9 protein-coding genes are annotated in these 12,661 nt (G+C 54.2%); 3 read left to right on the plus strand and 6 right to left on the minus strand.

Translation table 11 applies throughout. The annotated features are described in order from the left end of the window. The first annotated feature begins 66 nt into the window (after positions 1–66). Positions 67–1,296, plus strand: coding sequence for an MFS transporter (locus N7D90_RS13330; RefSeq protein ID WP_261738458.1), 1,230 nt, complete (start codon positions 67–69; stop codon positions 1,294–1,296). On the opposite strand, the gene N7D90_RS13335 is transcribed toward N7D90_RS13330, so the two are convergent. The 3 genes from N7D90_RS13335 to N7D90_RS13345 form a co-directional block, all read right to left on the minus strand. Further along, a complete protein-coding gene (locus tag N7D90_RS13335) occupies positions 1,293–1,922 on the minus strand; it encodes a thiol:disulfide interchange protein DsbA/DsbL (protein ID WP_261738459.1) in 630 nt (209 codons plus the stop codon). The genes N7D90_RS13330 and N7D90_RS13335 overlap by 4 nt on opposite strands. Before the next feature lie 9 nt (positions 1,923–1,931). Next, positions 1,932–2,768, minus strand: a complete 837-nt coding sequence (locus tag N7D90_RS13340; protein ID WP_261738460.1) for an EAL domain-containing protein — start codon at positions 2,766–2,768, stop codon at positions 1,932–1,934. Between the two features lie 225 nt (positions 2,769–2,993). Continuing rightward, complete coding sequence (locus N7D90_RS13345; RefSeq protein WP_261738461.1) at positions 2,994–4,079, minus strand: fimbrial protein; 1,086 nt, start codon at positions 4,077–4,079, stop codon at positions 2,994–2,996. Between the two features lie 216 nt (positions 4,080–4,295). Here N7D90_RS13345 and N7D90_RS13350 point away from each other — a divergent pair, with 216 nt between their 5' ends. Further along, positions 4,296–4,919: a response regulator transcription factor gene (locus N7D90_RS13350; protein ID WP_261738462.1), complete on the plus strand. Its 624-nt coding sequence runs from the start codon at positions 4,296–4,298 to the stop codon at positions 4,917–4,919. A gap of 10 nt (positions 4,920–4,929) precedes the next feature. After that, positions 4,930–8,469, plus strand: a complete 3,540-nt coding sequence (locus tag N7D90_RS13355) for an ATP-binding protein (protein WP_261738463.1) — start codon at positions 4,930–4,932, stop codon at positions 8,467–8,469. A 34-nt stretch (positions 8,470–8,503) separates the two neighbouring features. Here N7D90_RS13355 and N7D90_RS13360 read toward each other — a convergent pair whose 3' ends face one another. The 3 genes from N7D90_RS13360 to N7D90_RS13370 form a co-directional block, all read right to left on the minus strand. Continuing rightward, a complete protein-coding gene (locus N7D90_RS13360; RefSeq protein ID WP_261738464.1) occupies positions 8,504–10,999 on the minus strand; it encodes a fimbria/pilus outer membrane usher protein in 2,496 nt (831 codons plus the stop codon). Positions 11,000–11,030: 31 nt separating this feature from the next. After that, positions 11,031–11,780 carry a molecular chaperone gene (locus N7D90_RS13365; RefSeq protein ID WP_261738465.1) on the minus strand — a complete coding sequence of 250 codons (750 nt, stop codon included), beginning with the start codon at positions 11,778–11,780 and terminating at the stop codon, positions 11,031–11,033. A gap of 140 nt (positions 11,781–11,920) precedes the next feature. Continuing rightward, a complete protein-coding gene (locus N7D90_RS13370; protein ID WP_315968111.1) occupies positions 11,921–12,487 on the minus strand; it encodes a fimbrial protein in 567 nt (188 codons plus the stop codon). Positions 12,488–12,661: the final 174 nt, after the last annotated feature.

A 12,661-nucleotide genomic window follows, 5' to 3' on the forward strand; every position in this document is an offset into this window, starting at 1 on the left:
ATCGCGGGGCTGTCTGTTATTAAGGTTCGACGCACTACAATAATCGAATCTCAAGGAAGACCCGCCATGCCATCCTCCCCTCCCAGCCAGGCAAAGGGCGTCTTCGGACTGTTCTGCCTGGCCAGCTACCTGTTGTCGGTGTCTTATGGCAGCACATTTTTATTGGCCATGATGCTCAGGGCCCACGGCGGCAGCGAGTCGGATGCGGGCACAATCATCTCGGTGGCCATGCTCAGTACCTTTATGGCAGTGATTTTTTCCGGGCACCTGACCGACGTGTTCGGCGCACCCAAGGCGATTGCCGCCGGGGCGCTGCTGCTGGCCGCAGCCTGCCTGGGCTTTGCCAGCGTGCCAGGGTATGGCGCAGCAGTGCTCGTGTTCGGCTTGTTACTGGGGTTGGGCTGGGGGGTGTTTTACACCCTTGGGCCAATCGTCGTGGCCATGCTTATCGAACCCGCGCAAAGGGTTAAATACTTCGCCTTGCTGTCGGGCAGCATGATGAGCGGGATCGGCACCGGCCCCTTGCTCGGGCGCGCGGCCCAGGGGTTGGGTTACCCGGTGGAGTCGGCGTTTCTGGTGGCGGCGCTTGCCAGCCTGCTGGGCGGCCTGATGTTTATCGCCATCGGCCCGAAAATCAAACACCAGCACAGCACATCCGGCCCGGTCACCGTGTGCAAAATCACCCCCCGGGCTGCGGGGTTGGTGCTGCGTTCCAAAGCCGTGTTCGCGATTATCATGGTCGGGCTGGGCGGAGCCATTTTTGGCGGACTGTCGAGTTTTCAAACCTCTTATGCCGCGCTCAACCAGCTGGACTACTCACTCTTCTTTTTGGGCTTCATGGGTGCAGCGATCTCCTGCCGCCTGTTGATTGCAGGTTTTATCGTCAAGCGCGATCCCTATGTCATGGCTTGCCTGCTGACGGCTTTGATCGTGGTTTCGGTGCTGATGCTGATGTTCTTCGTCAGCAGCGGCATTACCTATTTGCTGGCCGCCGTTGTGCTTGGGGTTGGCTACGGCCTGACGTATTCGGTGATCAATGGGCTGGCGGCCAACGAGGCGCCTGCCGGGTATACGCCGCAGTCGCTGGTGCTGTTCAGCCTGGCGTACTTTATCGGGGTGTTCGGGTTTCCCTGGCTAGCCGGGCAGATCATCGTCAACTACGGGATGCCTGCCCTGCTTTGGATCATTCTGGCAGTTGCTGTGTGCAACTGGACGATTACCCTGGGGCGCCTGGTATGGCGGCGTACTACCAGACTGGCACCGGGCTGTCCGGTGCAACACGCTGGTATCCGCTAAGGCTGTTGCCGAGCCACCCGCTCCTGCGAGATCAAACGCTCGGCCAGTCTCAGCATGCCTTCCGGGCCACCGGCACTTTGATCAAACCGGTACTTGCGATCGACGATCAGTACCGGCACCCCGGTAACACCATATGCACGGACTTTCTGTTGTGCATCAATGACCCTGGCCTGTACTTCATCGGAGGCATAAACCTTGATAAACAGCGCCTTGTCGATGCCATGCCCCAGCAAAAAGTCGCCCATTTGATCGGGGCTCACCAGTTTTTGGCGATGACGAATCGCCTCAAACACGGCCCGATGTACCGATGGCTCGGCCTGCATGACTTGCAAGGTCAGGAAGAGCCGGCCGTGGATATCCCAAATGCCGCCGAACATGGCAGGGATACGCTCGAATTTCACATCTGCAGGCAAGGTTTCAACCCAGGGATTGATGGTGTTTTCCAGGTTGTAGCAGTGCTGGCAACCATAGGAAAAAACCTCGACCACCTCGATTTGCGTGCCTTCGAGCTTCTCTACGGGGGGCGATAATTCGATGTACTGATTAGCCGCTACCGCGATGCTTGCGCCCAGAACGCCTGAAATTAAAACCGCACACAAAAAACGTACCGTGAATCCGTAAAACATGAGTATCCCTTAGCCTTGCAGCAAGAAGCGTTGCAGGGGCTTGTCCGCCAAAATCACTTTCAGCAATACAGCACCCCCCATGGGTTTGTGAAACCAATAGCCCTGGGCCGAATCAACGCCCAGATGTTGCAAGTGCGCGCACTGCGCTTGTGTTTCGACCCCTTCGGCGACCAGTTCCAGATCCAGAGATCGGGCCAGGGCCGCGACACACTCGATGATGCGAGTCTCTTTTACCCCCTGGGACCTGGCGACAAACTCCGCATCCAGCTTGATCTGACTGAAGGGCAAATCGGCCAGACGCATAATTGACGAATACCCTGTACCGAAGTCATCAAGGGACAGCTTCAAGCCGTGTTTAATCAGCGTGGCTATGTTTTCGACACACTCCGCATCAAGGTCCAGGCCCTCTTTTTCGGTGACTTCAAGGGTGATTTGATTGAGCGGCACCCCGGCCTTTTTGATCTGCCATACCAACGCTTCGGCAAAACCGCTATCGGCCAGTTGACTGGCTTCAATATTGTAAGAGAACACCAGCGACTCACCGATGGAGTACAGGTACTTGTGCAACTTCAACCCCTGGGCAAGCAGGCAAGAGAACAACTGCTGGTGAAGGTCTTCGTTACTGATCAAATGCAGGAAGAACAGAGGCGACAACAGGCCATGTTGAGAATGCTTCCAGCGGGCCAATACTTCCACTCCGAGGATTTTTTGCGTGGCAAGGCATACTTTTGGCTGAAAATAAGGAATGATTTCTTTCTCATCCAGCGCGCGCAGCACCTCGAGTTCACACATCAACTCAGCACGCAGGGCCGTCGATGAAATCGACTGACCATTATTTGTTTGCACTTAATTATCCCCGCCCACAACGTGTAAATTCACCACCCCGCAGCATAGCTGCAATGCAGTCATTCGAGGCCTGCGAAAAAAAAACAACAGCCCCAAGCTCCTGCACAGGAATCACCTGCGGAAAAATACCAGCCTATCGTCTTGCTCTTTGACGCAACATAAGACAATTCTTGAATAGCTCACCGAGCGGTCTTGTTTGACCGCTCAAGAACGCCCCAGCAACTATTATTTATACGTCACACTAAAAGCCGCCTTGGCATTCGCCACACCCGGTTCCGGCCCCATTGGGCTGTCACTGGTCTGGATATAGCGGGCTTTCAAATCAATACTCATGCTAATGCCCTTTATTTGTGCAAGGGGCACATCCTCATTGAGCTTCAAGGCCGTGACCCCGTCTTTACGCATGATTTGCACCGCCACGCCCTTGGCGGTTGAATCTGTGGTCAGGCCCACAATACCTCTGGCCGCATCAATAATTGCCGAACCGCCAGCGCCCTCAAACTTTATATTCACATTGGAATTTTCATAAAAGTTCCAGGACTGGTCGGTCGGGTAAGTACCGGCAACACAACTGGTTAACGGAATGGAGAAGGCCTTGCTGTCAAGGTAGCTGTCCTTGCCTTTGAACTCACGGCGCTGAACACTCCCCATGGGCACATCGATATACGTCTGCCCACCGGGTGAGGTGTTAGGCAAGGAGCACTCGGAGCGGATAACAGAACCTGTAACAAAAGTACTGAACAGAATTTTACTGCCCGAATAAAACCTCACGGCAGACGTACCATTTACCAGCTTGGTCGTGCCAACAGGGATATCATGACTTGTTTTAACCAAGGTAAACCGGACAACAGCGGGAAAACTAATCACCCCATTCAATTGGGTCATTCGAATGGTAAAGGGTGAATAACTGTAGTTACCAGACACTACTTCCCACCCTTTCAATGCTAACCATCTGCTCTCCACGATCATTCCAACGCCTGGAATATTGGTTTTGAAGACTGTCCCATCTTGTAAAAGGGCAGGAACTTTAATGCCCGGCACAACGGGCCAATTTGCCAGGGTGGAGAGAGTATCACCGCGATTACATCGGAGACTACCCGAGAAGCTATACGTATAACTTTTACTTGCCGTCCCTATCACCGAGCCTATTGGCGCATCACGAGGAACATAGTGGCTGCCCATATCAAACGTCGGAAACTCGTTGTCAAAGTCAGCCGTACAGTCAGCCCGCGCAACACCACTGACTAACACACAAACCCACACCATCGCGAGACTTGTCACATAACGTTTATCTACACCGATAAACTTCATAAACACCCAACCTGCATAAATACGTCTGTATCCATACCCTAAAGAACAATCCGTGTTCGAGCACCCTGCACTTTCTTGAAAACACACAAGAACGGTCTTGAATTCACTCAGTGGCTTATATCAATGCCCCCAAACCACCGTTTAACTGACATGGTGAGCATTTGCGTCGCTATACTGCCACTCGCTTTTTTCAGTCATATTTGCGCGAGTGGATTTATGAATAAAACCATTATCATCGTCGACGACCACCCTATTATATGCAGTGCAATCAAGGCGATGCTGGAGCGCAATGGCTTTGACGTGCTGGCCGAATCCGCCGACGGTATCGATGCACTGAGCAAAATTCGCGCCTTGGCGCCAGAATATCTGTTGCTGGATATCGGTATCGACGGTCTGGACGGACTCTCGGTGCTACAACGTATTAATGCCGAGCAACTGCCCGTCAAAACCATGGTGTTCACCTCTAACCCGGCCAACACCTATGCCTCCCGTTGCATGCAAGCCGGGGCAGTGGGTTTTATTAATAAAAACGCCAGCCTGGATGTGCTATTAAAAGGGCTCAATACCCTCGCCGAGGGGTATCTGTATTTCCCCAGAGAAGTCCTGGCGCATTACCGCGAATCGGATCAAAAAGCGGATAACACGCAGCACCAACTGACCGATAAAGAAGTAATCGTGCTGCAATTGCTGGCCAAGGGCCTGAGCAATCTTGAAATTGCCGAAAAGTTGCATTTAAGCAACAAGACCATCAGTGGGCACAAAATCAAAATCCTCAGAAAGTTCGGCGTGCGCACCAATATCGAACTGGCCAGCATCGCCAAAGAACTGAACCTGTTGTGAGTATCAGTCCATGAAGCGCAATTACCTGGGCATGACGCTGGCCGCGCTGCTGTTGATCGTACTGGTCCGTCATTCCTTTGCGATGACCGCTACTGCCGTCCAGCTGTCCAACGTCGGGCAAAACATCGGGTTTAGCGCGCCAGTCACTGAGCAGGAACACCAGTGGCTCGAGGGCAAAAAAGTCGTCCGTTTGGGAGTGAGCAGCCCCAACTTCCCGCCTTTCACCATTACCACAGCCAAGAATGAGCTCGAAGGTATCTCCGCCGACAACTTGTACGGTCTGCAGAAAAAACTGGGTATCCACTTTGACATCCTGCGCTTCGATAATCGGGCGCGGGCCTTTGATGCCTTGAGGCGAGGCGAGATTGATCTGGTCGATGCCGTCACACCGGCCGAGGCCAGGGAGTACGGCTCCGGGCTGACCGCCGAGTACACGTACACCCGTGTCGCTCTTTACTCAAAGACCGGCAGCCTGTTGAGCCTGGACCTGAAGAACCCAGCATCGGTTATAGCGACCACAAAAGACGGATTTGTCAGCGACCTGGCATTCTCAAAATTTCGCAACACCACGATCAAAAGCTACCAGTCACCCTACGAAGCCATTGCCGCTGTGCTCGACGGTTCTGCAGAGGCCTATCTGGGTGACACCGTCAGCACCAGTTATCTGATCAACCAGACCTTCAACAATCAGTTGGTGACCAATCTCACTGTTGAGAACACCGACACCCCGATCAGTTTCGGCGTGATGCCAAGCAACCATGTTCTTGAAACCATCATCAGCCGACAACTGCGTACCCGCAGTCGCTGCCAAAAAGTGGATATGGTTAACTGGTGGGTGTCGACGCTCAAATGTTACAACGGCGAATTCCTGCACCTGTTGAGCGATGAAGAAAAAGCACTGCTAAGTCGCAACACGACGTTCAAAATAGCGGTCAGCGAGGATCTGGCGCCTTATGCGTTGTTTGACACCAGCGGTCAGTTTGGCGGTTCCATGTCCGACTTTCTGGAGTTGGTACGCCTGAGTTCCGGCCTGAATTTCGAAGTCATCAGAACCCGCTCGGTTCACGACGCCCAGGTGTTGCTCGACAATGGCAGCGCACAGTTGAGCATTCTGTCCGAGACCCGCTCGCGGGATAAAAAGTACCTGTTTACCCAGCCCATCATCACCACCCCATATACCGTAATTACCCGCACCAGCGACTACGACAATTTCGACCTGAGCGACTCTAACCTCAAAACAATTGCACTACCCCGCTCGGACGCGCTTGAAGAATTTATCAAGCAGCGCTATCCGAACCTGAACCTGATCTCCACCGACAATATCGCCGATGCCTTGAATATGGTCCGGGACGCAAAAGCCGATTACACGGTGACCTCGGCCAACCAGGCCCGCTACTACTTGTCTTATAAGTATGAAAACACCCTGAAGACTTCAGGCGTACTGCCTGGGGTCAATGCCCTGATCGGGGTTGCCGGCACAATGGACAATCCGCAGCTGATTTCCATCATTGAAAAAGCCCTGATGAAAATATCGCCCAATGAAGCCGCGGTTATTGCCGGGCGCTGGCGGGCCAATGCAGCAACCGACAATATGTACTGGGAAGGCCTCAGTTTGCGGGTATATCAGGGATTGAGCGTGTTGTTTGTGTTGCTGCTGGCGACCTGTATCTGGATCGTTTATCTGCGCAAGATCATTTTCAAAAAATCCACAACCCGAAAAGTCCTGCAAGATCGCCTGAGCCTTGTGCAGAACATCGTCAACAGCATCCCCCAACCGATCTATGTCCGGGATCGCGAAGGCCAATTACTGTTGTTCAACACGGCATACGCGCAAAGCATCTCGGCCAACGCCACCCATAACACCCACGCCAGATTGCTGGACAGCCTGCTGAACCAGCCGACTCTTGCACTGTGGCAGCAGGATTACGCCCATGTGGTCGCCACGGGTGAAGCCGTGGCCAAGGACCAGCAATGGGTGCTGGATGACCTCGCTCTGGACATCTATCACTGGATACAACCCCTGCGCGATGACCGCAAGCACATCATCGGCGTGGTGTGCGGTTGGCTGGACATCAGCGACCGCTCGCGCATGCTTGAGCAGTTGCGCCAGGCCAAGGCCGATGCGGACAAGGCCAACAGCGCTAAAACGGTGTTTTTGGCAACCATGAGCCATGAAATCCGCACGCCCATGAACGCCATGATCGGCATGCTTGAACTGGCACTGACCCCTGATCGCTCCCCGGAAAAGAACCGTGAGTCCATTCAAATTGCCCACGAGTCGTCACTGAGTCTTCTGCAATTGCTGGGCGGGATTCTGGATATTTCCAGCATCGAGGCAGGCCAGACTCAATTGCACCTTCAAGCCACGCACCTCAAGGATATTGTTGACTCCGTGGTGGATGTTTTTCAGGTCAGTGCCGAGAAAAAGGGCCTATGGATCAACACCCAATTCGACGATTACGCCTTGCATGTCGCAGGCTTTGATCGCCTGAAGGTCAAACAGGTACTGACCAACCTGATCAGCAACGCAATCAAGTTCACCGAAAGCGGCGGCCTGATCATCCGCGTAGCTGGCAAGGCCCTGGAAAAAGGCAGTTTTGAATTTGTTATCAGCGTGCAGGACACGGGCCGGGGTATCCCGCCCTCCGAGATGGCCACCCTGTTTATTCCGTTTTCCCAGGTCAATATCAGCCAAAACAGCGGGGCCGGGCTTGGACTGTCGATTGCCCAATCCTTGAGCCGGATCATGGGGGGTGATTTACAGGTCGATAGCGTGTTGGGCTCAGGAACTACCATGACGTTCAAAGGGATTGCAGTCGATGCCAGCCTGGTCCTGGCAACGCCTTCCACCCTGCACGCCCCCGCGAGCACAACCAGACGCCTGAACATCCTGATCGTCGATGATCACGTGCCCAGCCTCAAGCTGCTGCAAGAGCAGATCCAGCTGCTGGGGCATTTACCGCTGATTGCCCATGACGGGCTGGAGGCGCTGTTCAAATGGGAGGATCACGAAGTTGACATGGTGATCACCGATTGCAACATGCCGGAACTGGACGGCATCGGGTTGACCGAAGAAATCCGCAAGCTCGAGCAACAGTTCAAGAGCAAACCCTGCACCATCATCGGGGTCACCGCCAGCGCACGCGCCGAAGACATGCGCGCCTACCTCAAGGCGGGGATGAACGTATGCCTGCTCAAGCCCGTCAGCCTGCCCTTGCTGCGCCAGCACATTCCGGTGCTGGCCACCACCGGGCAGCCAGAGGGCTACCTGGGCGATATCTCTGACAGCGCACAACAGGCGATCATGGCCGAACTTGTCATCAGCAACCGCAAGGACCTGCTGACGTTGCAAGCCTGCCTGACAGCCTTTGACCTGGAGGGGATGGCCAACACCGCGCACAAACTCAAAGGCTCTGCGCGGCTGATGCAATCGGATGCGCTGTGGAACCATTGCCAGGAGTTGGAGTACGCGCTGTCAGGTCAACCAGAACCGGCTGAACTGGAGCGCCTGGTAATCGAGTTGCGCACGGCGCTTGAAATCACGTCGTAACTTGACTGCAGGAGGGAGCGAGCCCGCTCCTGCATCAGCTTCCCTTGAGCCTGCATACGGCTTCTATCACCTTGAATCCTTCGTCGTCGTAGGCGCTTGCCAAATCGACTTCAAAGGCACACTGCTGGTTTACAGCCGTGCCCCATGACAGGTGATAGAGGGTTTCGTCACCCACTGACAACAACACCTGCCCCCGTTGCCCAATGGCGTTGATGCGCTCCCCTTCGTTATCAACCACTGCCGCGCCGAAAGGTACGAATTCACCGTTGGCCAGTTTGACCGAGGCCAGTACTTTCTCTGTGCGAGACGCCTTGAAACGTGCCATGACCACCGCACCACGTCGCGGGACAACCGTGGTCACGCCGCTTTCAATATCGATATTGGCGTCAAGATTGGTGGTATCCAGGCTGATGCGGTTCTTGCGATACGGCTGCACATAGGGCACCAGACTGTAACCCTTGCTGTTGGTGAAAGTGCCGGGGGCATTGTTGGTGCCTACGTTCGGTGTGTCCTTGACCTCAATCAGAGCCATGGTTTCGCCCATACTTTGCCCTAATTGAATACCACCGGCATGGGCCATGACTGAACCGGAAATACCCACGTTGGCCGTTTTGTATTCGCTGCTGCTACTGAGCCCCGCATTGACGTTGGCCCAGGGTGCACGGTAACCCACAGAACCCGATGTGGTATTGGCCGAGCGCTCGTTGCGGCGCATATCCAGGTTGTAGTTGAGATCACTATAGCGCCCCGTGCTACCACTCAACCCCAGGCGCTGATCGTTGGAACCGTCCGCGTTGCGATCCATGCTCACGCTCGCATTCTGGTTGCCCAGAGGGAAGCTGGCGGTGAGCCCCACCTGAAGCCCATCGTTGTAAGTTTCACTCAAGCTCTTGCTGGCGTAGAGCGACACGTTCGCCCTGGAAACCTGAGTGCTGACACCAAACTGCAACTGACGCTGTTGGCGCGAACTGTTCCAGTAGTCTTGCTGGTTCAAGTTCAGGTACAACGAAGTGCTACTGGCAAAAGTCTGGGAAATGTTGGCTTCAAGACGGCTGCGGCGGCTGACGTTACGAAAGTCATCCTGCTCGCCATACAAGAACTGATCCTGCCCCACCGTCTCGCTGAAATCACGATAACCCGGCGTGGAATAGCGATAGCCCGCAAAACGTATATTGGTCCCGGTTGCGAAGGCCTTGCCATAACGCACCCCGTAACTCTGCCCGCTTATGGTGCGGTGACGCATCTCGGTGGTGGCTTGGGTGACGTCCAGCGACACCGCCCCGAAACTGCCGAGGCCCTTGCCGACGCCTACTTGATACGCACGGTACGAAGCACTGAGCAAACCTGCCAACGAGAGCGTGTAGTCATTGGCAAAACCATAAGCCACGGACGCTTGAGTAAATGTCGGCTGTTCAAAGTCGGCGTTTTGCTGGTGATACTGGCCAGCGGTGACGCTGTAACGCCAGGTACCGGCACGCAGCAGGTTGCCCAGCGTGGCATACGGCTGGATAAAGCGCCGTTCTGTGCCGTCCGCTTCAATGATCACCACCTCCAGGTCGCCGCTGCCGGAAGCCGTGTTCAAGTCACGAATTTCGAACGGGCCGGGAGGCACAAAGGTGCTGTAAATCGAATAGCCGTGCTGGCGAATTTCGACACGGGCCTGGGTCTGGGCGATGCCATGGATGATGGGGGCATAGCCTTGCATGGAGTCGGGCAACATATCGACATCGGTGGCCAGTTGCACACCGCGAAACGGAACGCTCTGGAACATATCTCCCGGGGTAACGCTTTCGCCCACGGTGAGGGTACCGATGGTGCCCGGCAAGTCACGCTGGGCATAGGAGCTCGAACGCTCCCACGTGCCGTCCTTTTGATAGGAAGCGCTTGAACGCAGCCGCCAGCTGCCCAGGTTGACACCGCCGTTCAGATACAGGTTATAGCCTGTGTCACGGCTGTATTGGTTGTTGTTTTGCGACCCTGAGAACTGATAGTTCAAGAAACCGGCATTGATGCCCTCGTCCCATTCTTTGGACGACACATAACCGCGCGCATCACTCACCATGGAAATCTGCGGCACACTGATATCCAGCGTGAGCTTCTGGCTGTTGAAATGCACTTTCGCATCGGAGACCCGTGACGCAAGATCCAGGCATTGTGTTTGCTCCTCCGGTTCATCGGCGGGCAACATAAACTTGATGCCCATCTCAGTGAGCATCGCTGGCGAAAGACAAGGCACCAGATCGTTGCCCTGACGGATAAAACGAATCTCCCGCTGACCGAAAAAGTCCTGGTTGACACTGATGCCGACGACATAATTGCCGGGACCAATATCGCGGTCTTTAAGCATGGCCTCCAACTGACTTTTGAGCGCCGAGCTCTGCGACCCGAAACCGGCAATAAAACCGGCATCGAACTCCAACTCGGTGGCGTCTGCATGTTTAACGGCTAAAAACAATAATGCACCGGCAAAGACGGGTGCAGATCTCCATAAACGAAGCAACACTTTGACCTCGACCCTTGTAGAAGACATCTCGCGCTCGATCCTTGAGTGACAGGGAGCTTTAACGAGCGGCACTGGATTTCAGGATGTCGCTGTAACCGCCGTAGTCATTAATGAATGAAAACTCGACAGCTACCTTCTGCGCCTTGACCGAATGCCCCAGAGGGAAATCCAGACTGGAATTTGGCGCTACCATGTCGACATCTTTGAGCTCGGTCGGAGCCGTGCCTTCAAGCACACGAATACCAATAAACGTCACGTGATAAGGCGTTGGGTTACTGACTCTCAGAACACTGCCCGAAGCCGTATCGACAAGCTTCCAGAGCAATTGGCCGGGGGCTTCGCTGGCGGTGCCGGATAAGTGTTGCGGGCGATAAAACACCTTGACCCGAGTGCGGATCGCAACTTTCAGCGTATTTCTTTCGCCGCTGGTAAGTACCGGTATTTCCTGGGCATTGAAATAAAACACCGACTCCCGATCACTCGGCAGTTGCCCTGGCGTTTTAATGATACGGACCACTTGCTCTTCACCAGAGCGGATTTTGAACAGGGCGGGCAATGCAATAAACGGGCTGTGCGAGACGTTATCGTCTTTCTCGTCATTCACCCAAACTTGCACCGCATAGTCAGACTGGGTCAGGTTAGTGACAATGGTTGAGGCGTTTCGATCATTGGCATTCAATACAATGCGCGTGCCGTTAAGCATCACCCCGGCAACCCCATAGGGCATATAACAAACACCCACTACAAGTACAACCAACAACCAGGTGCTATAAAAATAGCCCACGAAAAAAGTGCGCAGTGTATTCATCTGAATTTCACATTATCAACAAATTTCAAAACGGCCGCCGCCTTTGAAAAAGCGGACTTTCAAGTCCGCTCTTGTGCAACGTTTGCTCGCATGATTACCCTTGATGTACACAGGATGCGAGGAGCGACAGCGTCGGTTAATTACTTGTAATCGATGCTGAACGCTACTTTGGCGTTGGCCTCACCTGCGGTTGCAGCACCTGTCGCGATGTAGTTCGCGGTGAAACGCATTGGCTCGGTCAGGTTTTCGTAGATGGTGGAGTCCTGCCCCATTGCCACAACGTTACCGGTTGTGTCGCGGATCTGAATGGCGACGTTCTTGGCAACACCCTCAGTACCGACGTTGGTCAGGCCAACCCACTCGCCGTTGGCACCCGCAGCGCCGTTCATGCTCATAAAGCGCACGGTGGCCGTACCCGCTGCCAGGTCACAGTTGTTCGTTTCACCTTCTCCAACTGCAGGTGCTACAAGGGACAACTCAAAAGCTGAAGCGCCAGCCCGATCACCCGCCTTGGCAAGGGAAAGAGCAGTAACGGTACCCATTGTTACAGAACCTGCACCGCCCCCGTTCACGTCAGATACGGCGGCAGAACATGTATTGGAAGTTACAGTGCCCTGAAAGTTAATTTCACCGTCAGCAGCCTGGGCTTGAACAGCAAAGCAAGAGGCACTAAACAGCATAGCCAAGGATAATTTAGCAAATTTCATTTTTTTAAGACTCAATAGGAGGGAGTAGTTGCCTATTCCTTAAGGCAAAACAACTGTACCGCATACCATCCTATAAGATGAGCAGCCCATTCTCGAGAATGGCCGAGACGGTTCTTGTTCAAGGGCAAGATATAACCACGGGATAATTAAAGACCTGCTATCAGATCTAATAAC

The organism is Pseudomonas fragi, from assembly GCF_025426255.1.
Classification (GTDB): domain Bacteria; phylum Pseudomonadota; class Gammaproteobacteria; order Pseudomonadales; family Pseudomonadaceae; genus Aquipseudomonas; species Aquipseudomonas kulmbachensis.

What these genes read in the sequence shown, in the direction of transcription:
- N7D90_RS13330 (WP_261738458.1), top strand. Translation starts at nt 67, where the DNA reads ATGCCATCCTCCCCTCCCAGCCAGGCAAAGGGCGTCTTCGGACTGTTC.
- N7D90_RS13335 (WP_261738459.1), bottom strand. Translation starts at nt 1,922, where the DNA reads ATGTTTTACGGATTCACGGTACGTTTTTTGTGTGCGGTTTTAATTTCA.
- N7D90_RS13345 (WP_261738461.1), bottom strand. Translation starts at nt 4,079, where the DNA reads ATGAAGTTTATCGGTGTAGATAAACGTTATGTGACAAGTCTCGCGATG.
- N7D90_RS13350 (WP_261738462.1), top strand. Translation starts at nt 4,296, where the DNA reads ATGAATAAAACCATTATCATCGTCGACGACCACCCTATTATATGCAGT.
- N7D90_RS13355 (WP_261738463.1), top strand. Translation starts at nt 4,930, where the DNA reads ATGAAGCGCAATTACCTGGGCATGACGCTGGCCGCGCTGCTGTTGATC.
- N7D90_RS13360 (WP_261738464.1), bottom strand. Translation starts at nt 10,999, where the DNA reads ATGTCTTCTACAAGGGTCGAGGTCAAAGTGTTGCTTCGTTTATGGAGA.
- N7D90_RS13365 (WP_261738465.1), bottom strand. Translation starts at nt 11,780, where the DNA reads ATGAATACACTGCGCACTTTTTTCGTGGGCTATTTTTATAGCACCTGG.
- N7D90_RS13370 (WP_315968111.1), bottom strand. Translation starts at nt 12,487, where the DNA reads ATGAAATTTGCTAAATTATCCTTGGCTATGCTGTTTAGTGCCTCTTGC.